General features: G+C 40.6%; 12 protein-coding genes. 4 read left to right on the top strand and 8 right to left on the bottom strand.

All coding sequences use genetic code 11. From position 1 onward, the window contains the following. Positions 1 to 40: 40 nt before the first annotated feature. Entirely contained in the window at positions 41 to 2,089 is a 2,049-nt protein-coding gene (locus tag DI077_RS11815) for a neutral/alkaline non-lysosomal ceramidase N-terminal domain-containing protein (protein ID WP_109019188.1), read from the bottom strand. Positions 2,090 to 2,365: 276 nt separating this feature from the next. Between DI077_RS11815 and DI077_RS11810 the strand changes: the two genes are divergently transcribed. Then, positions 2,366 to 2,983 carry a PilZ domain-containing protein gene (locus tag DI077_RS11810; RefSeq protein WP_109019189.1) on the top strand — a complete coding sequence of 206 codons (618 nt, stop codon included), beginning with the start codon at positions 2,366 to 2,368 and terminating at the stop codon, positions 2,981 to 2,983. Positions 2,984 to 3,044: 61 nt separating this feature from the next. Here DI077_RS11810 and DI077_RS11805 read toward each other — a convergent pair whose 3' ends face one another. Next, positions 3,045 to 3,293, bottom strand: a complete 249-nt coding sequence (locus tag DI077_RS11805; protein ID WP_109019190.1) for a hypothetical protein — start codon at positions 3,291 to 3,293, stop codon at positions 3,045 to 3,047. A gap of 403 nt (positions 3,294 to 3,696) precedes the next feature. On the opposite strand from DI077_RS11805, the gene DI077_RS11800 reads away from it, so the two are divergent. The 3 genes from DI077_RS11800 to DI077_RS11790 all read left to right on the top strand — a co-directional run bounded on the left by DI077_RS11800 (position 3,697) and on the right by DI077_RS11790 (position 14,005). Then, a complete protein-coding gene (locus DI077_RS11800) occupies positions 3,697 to 10,740 on the top strand; it encodes an FG-GAP-like repeat-containing protein (RefSeq protein WP_242935179.1) in 7,044 nt (2,347 codons plus the stop codon). A gap of 89 nt (positions 10,741 to 10,829) precedes the next feature. After that, the gene (locus tag DI077_RS11795; protein ID WP_109019192.1) at positions 10,830 to 11,420 is read left to right on the top strand and encodes a Vps62-related protein; all 591 of its coding nucleotides are present in this window, start codon (positions 10,830 to 10,832) and stop codon (positions 11,418 to 11,420) included. A gap of 113 nt (positions 11,421 to 11,533) precedes the next feature. Next, positions 11,534 to 14,005 (top strand): LamG domain-containing protein, encoded by a 2,472-nt coding sequence (locus DI077_RS11790; RefSeq protein ID WP_135354844.1) that lies wholly within the window; start codon positions 11,534 to 11,536, stop codon positions 14,003 to 14,005. Between the two features lie 84 nt (positions 14,006 to 14,089). Here DI077_RS11790 and DI077_RS11785 read toward each other — a convergent pair whose 3' ends face one another. The 6 genes from DI077_RS11785 to DI077_RS11760 all read right to left on the bottom strand — a co-directional run bounded on the left by DI077_RS11785 (position 14,090) and on the right by DI077_RS11760 (position 19,863). After that, positions 14,090 to 14,710 (bottom strand): lysophospholipid acyltransferase family protein, encoded by a 621-nt coding sequence (locus DI077_RS11785; RefSeq protein ID WP_217351551.1) that lies wholly within the window; start codon positions 14,708 to 14,710, stop codon positions 14,090 to 14,092. A 154-nt stretch (positions 14,711 to 14,864) separates the two neighbouring features. Continuing rightward, positions 14,865 to 16,400 carry an SDR family oxidoreductase gene (locus DI077_RS11780; RefSeq protein ID WP_109019195.1) on the bottom strand — a complete coding sequence of 512 codons (1,536 nt, stop codon included), beginning with the start codon at positions 16,398 to 16,400 and terminating at the stop codon, positions 14,865 to 14,867. Positions 16,401 to 16,446: 46 nt separating this feature from the next. Then, positions 16,447 to 17,139, bottom strand: a complete 693-nt coding sequence (locus tag DI077_RS11775) for a lycopene cyclase domain-containing protein (RefSeq protein ID WP_109019196.1) — start codon at positions 17,137 to 17,139, stop codon at positions 16,447 to 16,449. Positions 17,140 to 17,141: 2 nt separating this feature from the next. Further along, on the bottom strand, positions 17,142 to 18,041 hold the full coding sequence (locus DI077_RS11770; protein ID WP_109019197.1) for a prenyltransferase: 900 nt from the start codon (positions 18,039 to 18,041) through the stop codon (positions 17,142 to 17,144). Further along, positions 18,038 to 19,180, bottom strand: coding sequence for an ABC transporter permease (locus tag DI077_RS11765; RefSeq protein ID WP_167837100.1), 1,143 nt, complete (start codon positions 19,178 to 19,180; stop codon positions 18,038 to 18,040). Before DI077_RS11765 ends, DI077_RS11770 begins: the two co-directional genes overlap by 4 nt. After that, complete coding sequence (locus tag DI077_RS11760) at positions 19,177 to 19,863, bottom strand: ABC transporter ATP-binding protein (protein ID WP_242935178.1); 687 nt, start codon at positions 19,861 to 19,863, stop codon at positions 19,177 to 19,179. Before DI077_RS11760 ends, DI077_RS11765 begins: the two co-directional genes overlap by 4 nt. Positions 19,864 to 19,968: the final 105 nt, after the last annotated feature.

Below are 19,968 nucleotides of genomic sequence, written 5' to 3'. Positions count from 1 at the left end.
GCCATCTTTACCTAATGGCGGGATTGTTTTATTCGGTATTTTATTCCAAATGAAAAGAAGGACATCGGATCGAATATTCTTTCCGATTTCCATCCTTATCTCTGAAAAACGAAGAATGAACCAATCGGTATTCACCGGCTAATTCCCGTTTTTCGGTTGTCCATTCCAGATAGGCTTTGTCCTGTAAAAATGGAAGTTTTGTCTTTCTGAATTCAATTTTTGTAGACAGGTCGGAATCTTGGTAAACCGAAATCCAATTTTCACCGTCTTTTCTTTCTACTGAAAAATAAGATTTCACATCCGGATAACCGATATTAGGGTTTACGGAAGATACAGTGCAACTGACGCTTTCTCCTTTTTTATAATCCGTCCTGTTCGCTTCGTAGACCTTCTGTTCGAAGTTTTCTTTTCCATCCGCATAAGGAATTTCCGTTCCTTCTATTTCCGCGCTTAAGTTTCTGGGGATCGGTCCCGGAAGAGAGGGGGAGTCGGACATGATATCCTTGGCAAGTCTTTCGTATTCCTGACGGAAAGCATTCAGGCTATAAGGGCCATGTAGGGTATGTCCGCCTTCATATTGTTGTGTGGAGTATTCTTCCGTTGTGGTTATGTAACCTGCAAAATCATTGGTTAGTCCTGATAGGATTAAGTCTTTTGTTCTTTCTCCCAGCACTTTTTTTACGGTATCTTTCATCCTGCGACTGGACATTGTAGTGACTTCATTCGGTGAAACCAGTATGGTCAAGTCGCCGAGTAAAACAATTCCCAAAGGTAAAATTTGGGATAGTGCCGGATGGGGTTCCGTTTCTCCCATGGGAAATAGTATTGCTTTCGGTGTTTGGCAGTTTTTTAAATCGTCGGAAGGGGATTTCACCAAAAAGGCAGCAAGAGTATCTATATAAAATTTTCTATCTTTAACGGTAAGGCCTTCTTTGAATAGCCAATGTCCTCCTCCTTCTTCCGTAGAACCACCTGCCCACGCATAACCATAAGCAGACGGACATGTTCTTTCTTCCTTTCCCGTGCCGGAAAATTCCTTTCTTACAACTAATTTGCTTAAGTCGATAAAGGATTGTCTGTAGGACAATCCGGGTGGCAAAACACGGGAAGAATTCGAATTCAGAATGTTTCTGCTTGCCGAGAACTGTCTTTCTCCTATTATGTTCGCACTATCGTATATGTCTTTACCGGGACCGGTGTTGTTTAAATTCAAATTGGGAGAAACGTCTCCTTCATTTGCCTGCGCAAATATGGCGACGAAATCGGGGTTCCCGTTTTCCTTCTCTTTTTTTTCGGAAAGGTAAGATGCGACTCCCTTATTATCCGTTGAAATCAAGTAGTTATCAAACGTTATGTTTGTCGGATGAACTCCATACCAATTGACGAATCCCAGATTTCTTTTTTCAGCTTGAATCGTCAGCTGAAACATCGTTTTGTCTATATCGGAATCATATTTTCTTCTTTCTTCTTCGGGATTTGCCATATAAGCCACAAGAGACCGATTGATTCCCGCACCTTCTATCATAGTTTTTCCCAGAACGATTTTTACAGGTTCTAACTTAGAATAGGCGGTTTTGATGGATTCGAAAATCCTGTCCGTTAGGATTTTATAATAGGTAGGATAAAATTTTGTAGTATAGACATTGTATTTGTAATTATGAAAGTATCCGGAAGGAGTGCTATGCGTATGGGATGCATTGATCAGTACATTTGCAAATGTGAAAGCCGGGTTGACTTCATTTGCAAGTTTCGCTACTACATCTCTTTGTACTTCGAATGGGACGGCTCCCAACTCAGCAGTTACATAAGCCAACAAATTTCCACTGTTTTTGTCTTTGATCACCAAAGAGCGGGCGTATTGTCTGAGATGAATTCCCCCACCTGTTTGATTTTCCTGTGCATATCCCCAAAACATGATCCCCGAAGGAGGACCGGTGATGTCGGTTTTTGCCATTCCCGCTTCATAATGAAAATCCACTTTCGTTTGTTTGGGGGAATCTTCCCGATTGTCACCAATGAGTAAAAAAGGAAAACCGATTAACAAAAATACAAATAACGATCGAATTGAAAAATGTGAGCAATCCTTCATATTTTCTCCATCTTCTTTTCTACGAGTTTTCGAATGGGAAATCGTCTGTCAAGATCTGCTTTGGTCCATTCGGGATATTTGATATAGTAAAAATAACGAAATTTTCACTACGATAAGACGGTTTGGCGGCGCTAGTGATTCGTAGGGAAAAAAATCGAATTCAGTTATGGATTCTACCTCTTGCAAAATTTGAAAAATTGCCGGTTAATTAAGAAATAAATACTTTCCTAAATTAGAGTTACCTCATAAAATTTTCTCCTGCCTAGGAGAGAAAAGATGTCCGCTTTTCAACAATACCTTCCCGTTCAGATCTTTCCCAAAGAAAACAATCCGGAAGGCCATAAATTCCAAGGCATTTTGGAAGCGATGGAATCCAATCGTATGAAAATTAAAATCGATCGGACATTCTTATCTCAAAATCATAGCGGATCGATTCTTGTGGAATTCAGCATGTCCAATTATAATTTTCAATTTGAATCTTCGCTTCTTTCCGAAACGGAAGGAGAGTTTATATTTATTTTGAAACCGAGAGTCATTCATAAAAGTCAGATTCGAAAATCTCCCCGTTTGAAAACATTCATCAAATTCAATTTTACCCTTTGGACGGAAGGGGGTAGATATGACGGTGCGATCACTGATATCAGTACAGTCGGAATAAAGATGACCAGTGAAAAGGAAATTCTTAAAAATACGATTTTAAGTTTGAATGTCTTTATTCCCGGAACAAGTCTTCGGTTTATCTGTCAGGGACTTGTTATGTGGTGTAGGCCTGATCCGAATCAAAATCATCTTTTTTTATCTGGAATTAAATTTACGACTTTATCCATTGATGCGATGAAGAAGGTTGATAAATTCATCCAAGATCAATTGAGAATGGAAGTAGACAATTCGTAGAAAAGTTTGTATACCGATCCGGTAAATTTTGAAGTTTAAAAGATCGGCATATAACATTCGTTTAAGAAGGCGTCGCCGGATTGTATTTGGCGATCGTATTAGCAAAATCGACGATAGGATCGGGACGCCAAATAGTAATACTTTGGAAATCTACCAACTCATTATGGCTTAGAATGGCATCCACTCCTCCGACTTGAATACTGACACCTGATCCGACGTAAGTGATAGTATAATCGCTGTTTTTTGGAATTGCGCGTCCATTTGCTATAACGGAAAAATCAGAACGGTTTACGATTTTTGTGTCCCACATAATTTTCTATCATCCTGGTGTATAATATAGTAATGAAAAGAATTCCAAAAAGACAAGTTAGTGAAAATTTTGTAAAGGTATAATATTAAAAAATAAGATACTATTGAAACTATGTTCTTCTAACCCGCATTCTGTTGTTCCGATTGATGGTAATTTTGCGGCAAAATTGAAAAAATATAGAACGACTGACTAGAGTCATTCGGGGTAGTACTAAAGAATCATATAGTTATAAACGAATATTGTTTATTTTCAAAAACTTTTTTTTCATACAAAAACTGCTTGAAAACTTAACAGCTGGTTATCTGTTAAGTTCTCGTTTTACAGAAAGAAAAGGGTGAGTATGATTCGATTCGATAAAAAATCAATATTGCGTTTCTGTTTTTCATTTGTTATTATTTTTATTTTGCTATCTAGCATACATAATGGTCCCAAACTCTTCTATAATACGATCAAACATTCCGCAAACTCATTATTTTCCAATTCTCCTTTTCCCAAAATTGTATCTACCGAAGTAGGATCGATTCCAGGAAAGTTCACTGTAAACGGAAGCGGGGCGGTGATCTACGCTATCCCGATCGAAGTTCCTCCGGGAACAAACGAAGTGGCACCGGACTTGGAAGTGATTTATGATAGCCAACAAAGCAATGGTTATCTGGGTGTTGGTTGGTCTTTGCGAGGCATTTCTGCGATCACTCGTTGTCCCGCCGACTTGGCAAGAGACGGATACAACGGTTCCATTCAACTGGATTCGAAGGATCGTTTTTGTTTGGATGGAATCAGGCTTCAGGCATTGAGCGGAATCTATGGCGCGGACGGAACGGTTTACCATACGGAGAGAGAAACATGGACTAAGATTATTTCCAAAGGAGTATGCGGAGGCGGACCTTGTTTTTTCGAAGCAATCAATAAAGACGGCGCAAAAATAGAATTTGGAAATTCGGATGACTCGAAAATCCGTGCTAATGGGCAAACCGGTTCGAAAGAAGGAGTGGTCCGGGTATGGAGTTCGAATCGTTATACCGACCTGAATGGAAATTTCGTAACTAATACATACTTTCAAGACAGAAATTCCGGCGAATATTATATTTCTCAAATCGATTATACGGGAAATTCGAATACGAATTTGGCGACACAAAGAAACGTTAAATTTTTGTATGAATCGCGTAATGATGTTTTGCAAGGATACATTGCCGGCTCTTCCATTTTGACAAGCAAACGTTTGAGTGAAATCAGAACATACACAATGTCGGGCGGTGCAAATGAAAAACTCGTTCTTGATTATTTTATAAATTACGAATATAGTGCGTCTACAAGCCAGAGCCTTTTGGCTTCGTTGCAGATATGTGATGCGGATCATATTTGTTTACCGGAAACAAATATTTCCTGGCCGAAAAATGACGGCCCAAAAGGAAACGGATGGGTTTCCAATCAAGTCACCAAATCCTTTGACGTTTCCAAATGTGATGATTTGGTTGCTGGTGATGTGAATGGAGACGGCAAGGGTGATTTGATATGTCCTTATAATTTGGGAAACAATCGGGCCCAAACCTACGTTCAGATTGCTACCGGAAACGAGTTGACCCAGTGGAAAGTATGGGGACCGCAAAACAATAGTTTTAATTTGAAAAGTTGTTATTATCTCAATTCCGCCGATTTTAATGGGGACGGAAAATCCGACCTGTTATGTGTTTATAATTTGGGACCTAGTAGCAGCCAAACATGGGTTCAACTTTCGAACGGAAGTTCTTTTTCCGATTGGACAAAATGGAGTTCCAAGAATACCGCCTTGGATTTTTCCAAATGTTTTTCCTTTCTTTCCACCGATGTCAGTGGGGACGGTCGTACCGATATTATCTGCGTTTATCGTGATAAGGTAAAGGATTTGATCCAAACATATGTCCAGCTAGCAGCGACTAACGGATTTTCCGATTGGAAGGCGTGGGGCCCCAGCAATTCTTCCATAGATTTGGAAAATTGCAAATCCATTCAATATGCTGATTTGAGCGGAGACGGGTTTGCTGACTTGGTATGCGTTTACAGAGACACTCAAAACACTTATACTTATACTCAGATTTCCAATGGAACGGGTCTTACTGCCTGGACCAATTGGAGTCCCAGAGATCCGGGTTCGATCAATCCTTCACTTTGTTCGCAAGTTCTCTCCGGTGATTTTAACGGAGATAGGTTGATGGATTTGATTTGTACTTACAATGCCGGAGGAAACACTTCCCAAACATTCATTCAAATTTCCACAGGTTCCGGTCTTACTGCCTGGAAGGCAAAAAATACGAAAGAGGATTTTTCATTATCAAAATGTTCCGGGATATCATTAGTCGATATGAACGGAGACGGTAAAGCGGATTTGTTGTGCCCTTATGATAAAGGAAACAATGAGACGCAAACTTATGTACAGATTTCGAATGGAATCGCTATGAGCAATTGGACTCTTTGGGGTCCGGAAACAATATTTGATCTCTCCGCTTGCAAATTCAAAACATTCACCGATTTGAACGGAGACGGCTTAACGGAACCTATTTGTGTGTATTCCCAAAGTCCAAATCAAACCCAGACATATACTCAAGTGGCAACTTCCGGATTTGATCTTGTGTCTGTGATCACGAACGGGTTCGGAGGATCGATTTCCATGGAATATTCAACATTGAGCAAAGGCGATGTTTATATGCGTGGAAACGATGCGGTGTATCCGATAAGAGACGAACAGAATTCCTTGCGGGTTTTGAAATCTTATAAAAATAACGACGGGAGAGGCGGCGAATATTCTTTTAACTATAGTTATTCGGGAGCAAAGACGGATCTGTCGGGTTACGGTTGGCTCGGCTTTAAAACCATGATTATGGAGGAAGCCGCGAGTAAACGTAGTTATGTAACGAATTATAACCAAATGTTCCCGAATTCGGGAAACATTGCAACTAAATCCAATTTCAATTCTTCCAAGAAACTACAATCGGAAACGGTATATACTTATTCCGACAAGGCTCCTGCCGGGTATCAAACATTAGGTGTTCATCAGATCCTTAATACGAACGAGACCTATTCTTATTATGAAGGAGATGCTCTCTCGTATAGATTGATACGTGATTATGACTATGATCGTTTTGGAAACTTAGACAGGATTTATGATCATGGAAGTGCTTCCGATCCTTCCGATTCCGTTTTTCAGTGTATGATTTATGCGAACAGTGAAAGTTCATGGAAGCTGGGATATTTATTACAAGCGAAAACGACTGATTCCAAAGCAGGGTGTGATTCCTTTATCTCATCGGCTCCGCAGACAGTCACAAAATGTTCCGATCTTTCCTCTATCCGATGGAATCCGAATACTGACCTGGAATGGAAGCAAAACTGTTATGACGATTCAATGAATCGTATTTCCGTATTTAGCTGGGACGATTCGTTCAACCAATGGTCGGGAGATCGTTTCGGATTTGATCCGTACGGAAACATCATTCAGACCGTTGACATGGCGGGACAGACTACGACTGTAAATTACGATCCCGTATTTCATTCGTTTCCTGTTAAAACAACTTCTCCTCCTAACGAACAAGGAATTCCTTTTGTCACAACTTACGAGTATGATGCGGATTTCGGAGAACAAGCTTCATCGACCGATCCGAATCATGTTACATACTATCATGAGTTAGATGGTTTTGGTCGTGAGGTGAATGTATTCGGTCCTAATCCGAACGGAGATAAAACATTATTGTCCACGATTGTCCGAGGATCTGACAATCTCGGCATATATACGGAAATCAGGGACAGATCCGCCTGGGATGAAACCGATACGAACAAATGGCTCCGCAATAAGACTTATATGGACGGACTGGAAAGGGAATTCCGTAGCGAAAAAAGAGGGAAGGACGAAAATCAAACGGTAGTTAGGGAGATTAAGTTTAACGAAAAAGGGCAAATCGTAAAAACTTCCGTGCCATATTTCAAAAATGACACTCCTGATTGGATTCAAACGGATTATGACGAATCAAACAGACCAATTTTGACAACCGATCCCGACGGAACTAAAGAAGCGGTCGGTTATACAAACGGAGGTTTAACGGTTGTTCGCACATTCTCCTACGGTAGTCCAGAAGCGAAAACGATGATCACAAACTTGAATGCAAGAGGTCTGGTCGTTTCCAAAACCGCTTCCAATTCTATGGTGACCACTTACGGTTATGATGCTTTGGATCGATTGCGTTCGATCAAATCTTCACAAGACAATCAGACGGTAAATCATACCTATGATTCGTTAAGCAGACTTCGCAAAGTGCAAGCTCCCGACTCGGGGACTACCGATTTTGATTATGATTCCAAAGGCAGATTCATCTTGCGAAAGGATTCGTCCGGAAATCAAATACAGTTCCCGTCTTTTGATAATTTGGGAAGGGTTTTGAGGAAAAGATCGGTTTCCGATTCCGTGACTATAGAAACAAATTATAGTTATGATAATAACGGTTCGGATCCCAATATAAAAAACGGAATCGGTCGACTTACCAGGATTCAAATCGCTCGTCCTGAAAATAATACTTGGACCTATCAATTTTCTTATGACGCTTATGGAAAAATCGCTTCGGGAAGCGCAAATACCGGAGATCGAACTTATTCTTATTCTTCCGCATTTGATCCTACCGGGAGACTTGTGCAATATGTATTTCCCGATGGTTCCGTGGAATCTTTTGAATACGGCGGGAACGAAGAGCTTTCCCGTATTTCTTTGCAACCTTATCAATCGATTATAAAAAATTCCTATGTAACTTACTCTAATTATAATGCGTTAGGTGATCCTGGAAAAATAGAGTATGACCAGAATGATTTGGAAATCACTCGAAATTATTATTCTCCGTCGCAAGGCATGAGCAAACTTAAATCAATCGTTGCCATTTCGAAAAAACAGTCCGGTTCTAAGATTCTGGATAAAACATATGTATGGAACACGTTGGACTATCTTAAAGAGATACGAGACGGTTTGAATTCAAATCAGAACGAATCTTTTCAATACGATGATTTGAAAATGGGCTTTCTGAAGCAGGCAAACGGGCGTTACGGCTCTTTAAACTACGGATATGATTCCGTAGGAAATATAAAGGAACAGAACTCGAAGGAATTCAATTATGTTACCGGCACAAATCGGCTTAAATCCAGCACAAACGGAGAATATCAATTTTCTTATCACCCGAATGGAAACTTGAAACGGAAAAAATCGGGGTCTTCTGAATGGACTTATGCTTATAATGCGGAGGATCAGTTAATCAAGACCGAATACAGTTTGGCGGGCAATCCGACAAAAATTGATTCTATGTTATATGATGGCTTCGGGGAAAGGGCATTTTTCCAAGAAGGCGGATCGAATAAAAAAACCTATTGGCCCGTTTCCGGTATGGAAGTGAACAATTATGGAAATGGCAAATGGGAATATACCAGATATATAAACGGATTGCACGGCCCTGTTGCTGCCATCACTTCGGAAGGCGCTGGTAATCTTCTCTCTTTCGCGGAAGTGAACGGCTTATCCGTAAGATATTCTAACTCAAGTTTTGTGGGGAAAATTTTCCTTCCGGTCAGTTTGATCTTTTCCTTATTTTACAGCTATCTTACAATCGGAAATTTGTTATGTATCTTATCGGGATTTGTTCTGCTGCTCGCAGCGGTTCATTTTAAAAATAAAATCGTTTCTTTGCATTCTTTTAAGAAACGTCCTCTTCATTATCTCACCTCTTTCGCGATGGGTTTTATTTTTATATGGATACAAACTTTTCCTTTGTATGCCGAAATGATTCCCGGTGATAACGGTTTCGGTTACCCGGACTTGGGAATCAGCCATTTCGTTCAAGACGGACAAAATAACACGGTGTTAGTTGTCGACTTGGACGGTAAAACATCCGCGAATCTCGGTTTTACACCTTACGGAAGTTTGGACGAGGTCGGTAGTAGCGGCAAAGATAATTTTCGCCCCAAGTATTCCGGAAAAGATTGGGGACAGAATTCAAAGCTTTATTATTTCGGGGTACGCTATTATGACCCTGAGATCGGCCGTTTCATCACTCCGGACCCTGCTCGGCAATTCTTAAGCCCTTATCTATATGCTCAGAACAATCCTAAAAGTTATATCGATCCGAATGGAGATTTTGCATTTCTACTCGCAGTAGTGATAGGAGCGGTACTCGGAGCTTATTCGGGGGCTTCTGCAGTGAATGGCGACATGAATCCGGCTCATTGGAATTGGAAGTCCGGAAAAACCTGGGCCGGTCTGTTAGGTGGAGCTGCTATCGGAGCAGTCGGAGGAGGGATCGAGGCTGTTGCGATGGAAGCGGGAGTTGCGGCGGGAATTGCGGGAGCCACTTTGATTGGTGCAGGAGAAGGTGCTGCCTTCGCAGCTATGGGAGGAGGCAGCGCAGAAGAAATTCTACTGGCCGCGGGAATCGGTGCCACTTTTGGATACGTGTTAGGCGGTGCCGGTGCCTTTGGCAGTTCGGCGCAAAGATTCGGAAGGAAAGGTGCGGCTGCCATAGAAGAAGGGGAAGCCGCAGCAGCTAAAGCGGGAAGAAGAAACGAAACGGAAGCAACTCTTTCCGCATGTTCCAGTTTTCCGAAAGGAACCAAAATTTTGACGGATCAGGGCTCTGTTTCCATCGAAGAGATAAAGATCGGCCAATTGGTTTCCAGTTATGATTTCCATTCCCGATCGAACGGTTATTTTCCCGTAACCGATTTAATTCGATATGAGAAAAAGAATCTGATCAATATCAAGACCTCGGAAGGAAACGAATTCACCGTAACGGACAATCATCCCTTTTATATAAACAATAAAGGTTGGATGACTGCAAAAGATCTTTCCAAAGGAGATTCATTAACAAATAGCGAAGGTAAGTTGGTCGTGATCGCCAAACTCTACCAAGACCAATCCGGCTCACTTCAGAAAGTATATAATTTGGAAGTGGGAGGAGCGCATAATTATTACGCTTCCCAGGATCAGGTTTTGGTTCATAACCCCGGTGGTGGTGTTTGTAGAAAATCTGAGAGGCAAGAAGCTCAAAAGGCCGAAGAAAGCAGAAAGGCTAATGGGGGCCATTATCTTCGTGATCATAGGTTAGCACACGCTAAAATATACAGGGCTAGCAAAGGTGGAGGCGAAGTAGGGGACGGTATGTTAGGCCCGGGACAATATGCGACTGAATCTGTTCCAGGGGATCACACTCGCAATTTTTCTCAAGGCACCAGAGATGACATCAATAGGATCGGTGCCCAATCAGGATGCCATGCTTGTGGGACAAAGACTGCCGGCACAACAACAGGAAATTTCATACCTGACCATGTTCCCGCTCTCTCTCTTGCAGATGCAAATGCAAACATTCGATTGTATCCTCACTGCCTGGCGTGTAGCAATCAGCAGGGGGGAATTCTTGCACAGGTGAAACAAGCAGGATCACACTAATGAGTATAAGCCACCGGAATGCCGGAAGTGGTTTTGTAAAATAGAAGGATTCATTTTTGAATTAAATTAAACAAGAGGTAAAGAAAGATATGCCAGCAACGTTGCAAATAAGCGTAACATCCCATTTCAGATGGATATACGATGATAGAGGAACCGGAGCCAAACAAGACGGATGTTTTTGGAGACCAACACCGGATAAACCTAATGAATGGTTTATATTGGGGGATTATGTTCAAAATGGAAAATACCCTGATCCCACAACCAGCTCTCCTCAGCCGACTGCTTCCGTGACGATTGTAAAAGTTGCAGGAGAAGATGATCCCGATTCTCCGATCTTAAGAGAGCCGATTGATTATGTTGAAATTTGGAACGATCGCAATAGCGGCGGAAAATATGATTGTGCCATTTGGTGGCCAAAACCTCCGGACGGATATTATTCGTTAGGTTATGTTACCACTCCTAACTATTCCAAACCGAGTACTTCTCTCATTCGATGCGTTAGACATGATTACTGCAAAGAAGGGGACCTGAACGCACTAAAAGCGGTTTGGAATGACCTAAAATCCGGGGCGAGTAAGGATGTAAGTACATGGCTTGTTCCCCGAATGAATACATATTACGCACAAGGAGATTATTTTGGTCCAAGAGGGCCTTATTATGTACTAAAAGATTTACACTAGTAGGTACGTTATAGTCCCCTCTACGGTTTTCGAGGGGATTTCCCTAGAAAGTTTCTTTGGATAAAGTATCTTTTTTGTCCTTGTAGATAAATTATAGTTAGGTGGTATTGTTTGTGGTAAATCAAGTTGAAAAAGACGGGGTAATCGATTATCCTATTTATAAAGGCCAGACATTGAATCAAGTATGGTCAATCATTCCGAATCCGAACGGACCTTCCGTAACTCCCGATAACGGTTTTTTACATTACCAGGTTACCAATCAACCGTTGGAAAACCAAAAGGTATCCGTTACAATCAATACTCCTTTGCCTGTCGGTTCTACGGGATCATTACTTGCATTTCGTGTGAGGGCAAATACCATCCAGGGAACGGAAGTTAAATTCGAATTAGCAAATACTATCACCTTAATGTTCTATGATGGAACCGTGAATTGGAAGTATTGGAACGGAACGTCGTTCGAGCAATTGGCAGTAAGCTCAATCCAGTCCGATGGCAAATGGCATGATATCGTTATGATTTTCTCTTCTTCAAGCATTTCTCTTTTGGAAGATGGAAACCGTTTGTTTACATGGGGTGGGCAAGTAGGCCAACAAATAAATCCGATGTTTCATGTGATCGGATACACTAGAGGGTGTAGCCTTTCCTTCGATGTAGGTGATATCTATAGCGTTCCTTCTACCTATGCACCGGGAGTTAACACTCCTTGGGATTATTCTTTTTCGGAAAACTGCGACCCTGTTTCCGAGGCAATGAAGTTTAGAATCGGTGGTGGCGGATCGAAAGTATCCTTCGGAAACGGATACGCGCGTTTTTCCGCCTTTCCATTGACTCAAGTGAACCAGTGGTCATTTCTCGACATTGTTCAAAAGGCACCTGTTAAATCCATTCTCATTTACAGATTGCGTGTGAATGAATCCGGAGGGAGCGAAACCAAGATCACCCTTCCGGGTGATAATATACTGCGTCTGACCGGTGTTGCTGGAGCAACTGCTAGTTGGAATCGATATGATCGTGATTTCGTACAACTCGCAAAAAGCGATATTACTGCGGGAAAATCGGAGTATTCCATTGTAACAATTGTTACAACAAAAACGAGCATATCTTTGTTTGAGAACGGTGTATGGAAATATGATAGGGTATATGGCACTGTTTCCGAGTGGAATCCCGGTTTGGCGGTCCAACATCTTGATACAAATACGAATGTTTCCGTGGATGTAGGAGGGATTCGTGTATTGCCCGGAATCAAACCTCCGGAACTCCTTGCAATTGATCTTCAAGATTCCGTTCTCTGTTTTTTTCCTCTTAAGAATACACTCGAAAATATCGCGTGCAATTGCGACGGATTGAAAGTTGTAAGAGGCACTCCCAAATATGTTCAGGGCAAATTCGGATCTGCACTTGATTTTTCCGCGAATGACACTGTGATTGAGATACCTAGTCTCCCAATGAGTGCTTCTCCATCGTACACATTATCAGTATGGGTGAAAATCAACGCTTATCCGGCGAGCGGACAATTGACTGGAATCGCAGGAGCCTTGCTTTTGGATAGCAATGGAAAACTTAATTTTAAATTCCTATATAATTTAAAAAGCGTTTATCAGAATCAAATATTCCAATCGGCATCTCCGATCAGCAAAGGTGAGTGGCATAATATAATTGTTAGTTATAGTTATGAAGAAACTCGTTTGGGTATTTATGTAGATGGAAAAGTAGATAGTATATTTTATCTGGATAGCACCATTGCAAGTGCTTCAGCTATCATTCCTGGTTACTTTAACATCGGCAGCTTTCAAAATTCATATAACGGAAATTATGTTATTTTGAACGGAGCGGTGGGGGATTTTATTATTTTCTCCAATCATGTCCATCAGCAGACTATCAATATGCTGGCAAATGTCCAAAGTGCACAAGGCAACTTGGCGCTGATTCCGGGTGTTTGGGCTATCGGATTAGTATTGGCTCCATTAGTTGGATATTTTTCTTATTTGATACAGACAACTACGTACAGACCTCCTGTTCCTACTCCACCTCAGTATCTTTCTTTACAAGAAGTAGTCAATCGAATTGTGCAGAGCGTTGGCAAACCTGCCAGAGTAGGTGCAAGAGTTTCGCGTTCTCAATTGCAAATACCGGATGATTATCATATATTTTTGGATATCGGCGGAGAAGGGGAACTTGATGTACATGGCTTTAAATCGGGCTTTTGGAATGCAATCAATATCAATGAAATAGATAAAGTGGAAGCCGGCGGACCAAGCCCAATGTACGGAAAACCGATTCAATATATTGTTCAAGTTCAGAAATGGACTACTAATCCCGGATATCCTTTTGAAGATAATTTCGCGGATAAAATAGCTATGATAGGATCTCCTCTTACCCGAAAGAATGTAGAGGAAATAGCGCGTGTTATCCGAAAAAATGGTGAGATTCATCTTTGGATTACGGAACCGATCGATTATCCGGAGGCTGTTAAGGATCTGGCTAAAAAAGTGAATTCCTCAGTAGAAGTTCTTCCGGAAATTCCTAGGTTTAAAGATAACAATAACGGGGTACAATACCGACGTATCGTTGCCAGAAAGCCGTAAAAAAACTATGAAGTAGAGAAGTGAGTGATCTGGCATTTTTTAAAAGGAAATGTCAGATCAAATTTTTTATCAAATAAGGATAATTTAGGAACGAACTCTTTTTGTTTTGATATTTTCTTTGATGACCTTTTCGGTTTTTTCAAAAATCTCTTCGAAAGTGTAATCAGAAATTTTCAAAGGATCATGTATTTGAAATTCGAGTCTATTTCCCAGACCCAAAGGAAAGTGGCCGAACTTTGACATTTTCCATGAGTGATTGATAGTAATCGGAGCAAAATAAGCGTTCGGTGCATATTTGTATAACATCTTTAGTCCATTGGAGGAAAAAGTTTTAGGTAGGCCTGTTTTGCTTCTTGTTCCTTCGGGAAAAATAACCACGGAATCATTGTTTTTATTAATGGATTCTCCGCATTTTCTGATTTCACTTAGCGATTGTTTTGCGTCCTTTCTATCGATTAGCACGGAACCTCCATGTCTTAAGTTATATGAGACACTCGGAATTCCCTTGCCTAATTCTTTTTTGCTGATGAATTTCGGATGCCAGTCGCGTAGAAACCATATCAAAGGAGGAATGTCATATAGGCTTTGATGGTTTGCAACAAAAATCAAAGGAACGTTTTTGGGTAATTTTTCAGCTCCTCTTATGGAATATGTTGTTCCGAGTATTAGAGTATTTTTTATCAGAAATAAGTTTAATAATGCCACGCTTTTTCGGTGTGCCTCATAACCGAATAGATTGAAACAAATCCACTGTATCGGATGAAAAAAGCACAACCACCATAGAAACAGTAGATAATACACTATAGAAAGTGGGTAAGAAATAAGCTTTTCCATGTCTTACAAAGGCATTTTACTTTGCTTACCAATCAATTGGAAAATAATCTTTTAAAAATTTACCAACCCAATGTTTTTCCGTATTGATCCCGTCGAATAAAGGATCGAGCACTCTCGCCGCGCCGTCCACTATATCCAAAGGAGGCTGGAAATCGTGTAACTCTTGTTTGCGTTTTGATAGTTCCATCGGGTCTTCGTCCGTCACCCAGCCCGTGTCGACTGCATTCATGTAAATTCCGTCTTTTGCGAAATCGCTTGCCGAGGTATGGGTGAGCATATTGAGTGCGGCTTTCGCCATATTTGTATGAGGATGGCGGTCTTCTTTTTTAAACCTATGGAATTTTCCTTCCATTGCGGAAACATTAACGATATGTTTTTTGCCTGTATTTTCTCTTCGCATAATCGAGACAAGACGGTTACAGAGAACGAAAGGAGCGACTGCATTTACTAGTTGTACTTCCAACATTTCAGAGGTGTTGATCTCACCCAATTTTAGTCGCCAACTATTTGTTTTGCGAAGATCAACTTGTTGCAAGTCTACGTCCAATTCTCCTTCCGGAAAAACAGCTTCCAATTCATGGGAATTATCGTGAGAGTAGGGGATTTGGGATAATTGCGCAGAAGAACGGATTCCTATACCGGGAAGTTTTCCGGTCCAGCTCACAGGCAGTGCTTTTTCCTCCGCAAGATTTTCTATTTTCAGGTGGGAGGCGGAAGAAGCAGAGGTTAATTGTTTTTTGCATTCTTCATGAAATACTAAAAGTTTCCGAGCTTCTTCAGGCAAATCGGAATCACTCAAGTTTTCATTTGCAATGAGGTGGCTGTAGAATCCGGGTGGGCGCCTAACCGTTTGCGCAGCGTTGTTGATCAGGATATCCAGTCGATCTAAATGATGCTCCAGATAACTTGAAAAAATTTCCACACTTGGGGTATGGCGTAGATCTAATCCGAAAATTTGAAGTCTGTTTTTCCATTTTCCATAATCATCTTCTTTGGAAAATCGAAGTGCAGCATCCACCGGAAAACGGGTGGTTGCAATTACTTGCGCCCCTGCGCGTAACAACATTAAGGTGGCTTGGTAACCTATCTTCAATCGGGAGCCTGTAATGACTGCGACTTGACCGTCCAATGGTGCAGTCTGAAATCTTTTGCCGTAATTGAGATCGGCACATTCAGGGCACATAGAGTCGTAGAAAAAATGAAGTTTGAGGAATTCTTTCTTGCAGATATAACAGTTGCGAGGCGATTTTAACTCAGGTGCCTTTTCCCAACTCCAGCCCCCGGACTCGTCCGTAATTTGTAATGGTGCCTTGAATACAGCATCCGTTCTAGCGATCCGAATTCCGGTCAGTGATCTGGCCTTTTTCTCTTCTGTAACGATTGCAAGGCGGCGATTGCTTTTTATCGTTTTATTTCGTCTTCGGATTTCATTACGGTCAGGTCGGGAAACCCTTCCGGCCGCAATCATCAGTGCAAGCCTTTCTTCGTCGGGAATGTTTGTGAGTTTGTCCGGGTTATCCGCCAACTCTTCTAAAAATCGAATACACTCTCGAAGATCCATAATGTTCTAGAATGAGTTTAGTTTAAAAGAGGGGTGCTGTGGCAATTCAAATTATCTTTTCATATCTGTGTCGGAAAACAAACGGATAGAAGAGTGTGGCGATGGAACCGGATGTAAATCCATAGATCAATTCTTCGACCGGGACACCGTAGATATTCCGGTTTATGAATTTTTCGGTATGCCAGGTCAATTGGAATAAGTCGGGATAGATTAGTAATAAAACCAAACATAAAAAAGCATAAATAACCGTCGAGAGTAAGCCTCCCAACAGTCCCGGCAGGATCAGATCGTTTCTGATTCCCATAATGCCGATACTCATCAAAATCATAAGGATCGGAGCTCCGTAGATCATCGGAATTTTCCAAACATCAAGAAGAAAAACAAAAAAGAAACAACAAGCAAGAACCAAAAACAGAATCTTGAGAGATGAGATTCCGTTCTTGATGTTTATGGCTATGAGTTTTCTTTTCAGAAAAAAAGGATAAGCCGTAGATGTAAATGCGGATAGTCCCATAACAAAGATTAAATCTTCTATTCCGAACCCGAGATAGTTTACCAGATCAAATAAAAACACAGGTTCCCAGTAACTGGGGTAAAACAAAAATTCCGTAAAACCGAAAGGTAAGGAACAAATGGCAAGAATCCTCATGGGTTTTCGCAAATCTTTCCTAAAAAAATAAATCAAAATCCCCGGAACGGAAAAAATCAAAGATAAAATCAGAAAATTATATTTTAGCATTCTTATCCGTAAAAGAAAAACAGGATGAGTTCGATTTGAACGCTCAGTGCAAAAAAGATGGAAAAGAAAACAAAGACGGAGATGGAAAAACTTCCCGGTTTTCCTTTCCATCCAAATACTGAACCGAATATTCCCAAAAGAGGAATGTAATGATAAAAACCTTCTTCGAAATAAGAGAAGTGAATTTGTAAATAGCGGATGAAAAAAAGATAAGTGATTATTTCTAAAAAAAGTAAAACAGTTTTTGCCAGTGGATTGCCAAGTAATACGGTAAAGGTTTTTTTGTTTGAGATTTTATCCGAAGGTGAATCCGGTAAAGATGTGGCAATGGCGCATGCTAAATTCATCGGAAGCAGAATCAAAAAAAGTTCTTTTGGGAAAAAGGAAAAGTCTCCAGATTGAGCCAAATACCCGTAAATCGGCAACACCAACCCAACACCTAACATTTGTAATAACTCTCCTCCTCCACGGTAAGAAAATCGAAACGGGGGATAAGAATAAGAGTAAAGTAAAAAAATAGCGCATAAATTCAATACGACTAAAATCGGTTGCTTTGTATAAACTGCTGTTAGCGAGGAAACGACTGTGCAGAAAAAAGCCATAAGTATGCCGGCTTTTTTTAAACTTTCCGGTTTCAGCTTTCCTTCCGCAATCACCCTAGATCCGCCGGAAAAAATAGTGAATGTCTCGTTTTTTAAATCCGTATCCCTATCCGCATAATCGTTCGCATAAACGATATAGAGTTGATTGAATATCCCGAAGAGTTGAACAAGTAGGAATGTTATCGGATCTAAGTGATTTTCGTGATAATAATAGAGGGATTGGCCGAGTAAGAGGGGAAGAAAGATATAAGATTGGGAAGGAAGCCGCGATGCCTTGATCCAAGATACGATTTGTTTCATTCCGAACTCCTTCCACTTTTATCGAATAAAAAATTTTTGTAGGAAAAATATCCCAAAAGATAGTAAAATAAAGATAATGCGGATAAAACGGAAAGCTCGAAAAGTATGGAATTCAAACCTTTATCCCACACGAGCAGCCTATCCAATGCCGATTTCATGAGAGAGGTAGGAAGCAAATAAAATACATCAAAACCGAATCCTTCGGTTATACGGAATAACAGTATAGGTTTTGGAAAAATAATTCCTGAGAAAAGTAGGAAAAGAAACATGATAAAACTGGAAGTCAAAAACGCTTGTTGGGACGTTTTCATGAAACTTGCAATGAGTAGTCCCGTTCCTATGCACGAGATCGATCCCAAGAAACAGATCAGAAAAACCAATATAAGTTTATCATGAAATTGATAACCGAGTAATTTTGCTATGGAAAGCGATAATAAAATGGAGATGATTCCGTTGAATAATTGCAGGAAACTGGATCCGATCAGGACTGAAAAAACCGGTGTATTCGACATCTTATAACGCAGGTAAGTTTCTGATTCGATTTCCGCCGTCATCATCATGGAAGAGGAAAAGATCAGCATAATGATGGAAAAAACAAGTAGTCCCGGTATAAATTGTTCAAAGTCCGATCGGATGAACATTTCCCCATTGTTTTTGATTTGAATGGAAAAAGGAAGTTCCGTTTCGGTAGAAAACAGATCCAAAAGTTTTGATTTTAATTCTAAAGAAAGATATTGCTCTTTGGTGTTATTGTCCGAAGTGAGGATTTCGATTTTTATTTTCGGGAATTTATTTTTTATCGAATCTTCTTCGATACTGATTCCTATTCCCAAAAGGATTTTCCCCTCCTTAAGTTTGGTATCGAGTTCTTTTTGAGATAGGATGGGAATGATTTGTATTTCTTTTTTTTGCGATTCCTTTAAGCGGTTTACAATCGAATCCAATATCACCTGATTTTTGTAAGTTGGTTTGTTTTCGGATTTTTCCAGATACAAGCCGATATTTTCCGGCGAAGAATTTCCGATAAGTAACCAGTAAAAGAAAATAAAAAAGGGCGTGGTGAATATCGTCAAAGATAAGTTAAGCGGATTTCTGAATTCTTGCAAAAGCCCCCGGCGGAAAATGGATAAGATTCTCAAGGCTCGTCTCCCCTCGTGTGATAAAGATACAAATCTTTGATTTTTTTCCGTAAAGATTCCGATTTTCCGTATTCGCTGAACTCGGACTGAAAGACAAGATTTCCTTTCGACATGATTCCTATTTCGGAAGAAATCAAGTCTACATCTTCCAGATCATGCGTGGTATAAAGAATGCTAACTTCATCGTTTGTTACCAAACTGTTAATTAGACTTCGAACTAATTCTTTACTTTCCATATCCAAATTGGCAGTCGGCTCATCCAAAATCAAAATCTTGGGATCATGGATTAAGGAAATGGCAAGATTGAGTCGCTTCTGCATCCCTCCGGAAAGTCGCTGAACAATCGTTTTGGCTTTTTCTTCCAATCCTAATGTTTTCAATAGATATTCGGACTTGGCTCGTGCCGACTTTCGATTGAGTCCGTAAAGGTCGGACATAAAAAGAAGTTGCTCTGTACAGTTTAGATTTTTCCAAAAGATGGGTGTTTGCGGACAATAACCTATGATTTGTCTATAATTCCCGCTATGCACTTTTTCTCCCCGAAGAAAGATGAATCCTGAGTCGGGGATCAGTAGACCCGCAAGAATTTTCAGAAGTGTTGTTTTGCCGGCTCCGTTCGGACCCAATAGGCAAAAACCGGATTTAGGAGCAAGGGTGAGGTTGATATTTCGTAGGACTTGCAAATTGCTAAAACTTTTGCAAACTTGTGATACCCTCAGTAAACTTGTCCGGTCAGAGTCCATGATTAATGAACGATTATCCATACATACCTAAGAGCAAAAGAAGTT

This window comes from Leptospira kobayashii, from assembly GCF_003114835.2.
Lineage (GTDB): Bacteria > Spirochaetota > Leptospiria > Leptospirales > Leptospiraceae > Leptospira_A > Leptospira_A kobayashii.
The sequence above is the reverse complement of the archived record's forward strand: the minus strand, read 5'-3'. Positions and strand labels throughout refer to the sequence as shown.